At 54.5% G+C, this 908-nt stretch carries 1 rRNA gene; it reads left to right on the top strand.

The features are described 5' to 3' along the window. Positions 1-908: ribosomal RNA gene (locus WQ54_RS24240) — 23S ribosomal RNA — on the top strand; the annotation flags it as partial.

Here is a 908-nt window from a genome sequence, read left to right as displayed (position 1 = left end):
TGAAATTCCTGTACCACCTCCTCACCGTTTGAGCAATGGGGGGACGCAGAAGGATAGGGTAAGCGCGCTGTTGGATTAGCGCGTCCAAGCAGGTAGGCTGACAACGAGGCAAATCCCGTTGTCATAAAAGCTGAGCTGTGACGGCGAGGGAACTATAGTACCGAAGTTCCTGATTCCACACTGCCAAGAAAAGCCTCTAGCGAGGTGTGAGGTGCCCGTACCGCAAACCGACACAGGTAGGCGAGGAGAGAATCCTAAGGTGAGCGAGAGAACTCTCGTTAAGGAACTCGGCAAAATGACCCCGTAACTTCGGGAGAAGGGGTGCTTTTTAGGGTGAATAGCCCGGAAAAGCCGCAGTGAATAGGCCCAGGCGACTGTTTAGCAAAAACACAGGTCTCTGCGAAGCCGCAAGGCGAAGTATAGGGGCTGACGCCTGCCCGGTGCTGGAAGGTTAAGGGGAGAGGTTAGCTGCTGAGCGAAGCTTTGAACTGAAGCCCCAGTAAACGGCGGCCGTAACTATAACGGTCCTAAGGTAGCGAAATTCCTTGTCGGGTAAGTTCCGACCCGCACGAAAGGCGTAACGATCTGGGCACTGTCTCAACGAGAGACTCGGTGAAATTATAGTACCTGTGAAGATGCAGGTTACCCGCGACAGGACGGAAAGACCCCGTGGAGCTTTACTGTAGCCTGATATTGAATTTTGGTACAGCTTGTACAGGATAGGTAGGAGCCTGAGAAGCCGGAGCGCCAGCTTCGGTGGAGGCGTCGGTGGGATACTACCCTGGCTGTATTGAAATTCTAACCCGCGGCCCTTATCGGGCCGGGAGACAGTGTCAGGTGGGCAGTTTGACTGGGGCGGTCGCCTCCTAAAATGTAACGGAGGCGCCCAAAGGTTCCCTCAGAATGGT

Origin of the sequence: Bacillus sp. SA1-12 (assembly GCF_000981385.1) — a bacterium.
In the GTDB taxonomy this organism is placed as follows: Bacteria; Bacillota; Bacilli; order Bacillales; family Bacillaceae; genus Metabacillus.
This window is presented reverse-complemented; position numbering and strand designations above follow the sequence as displayed.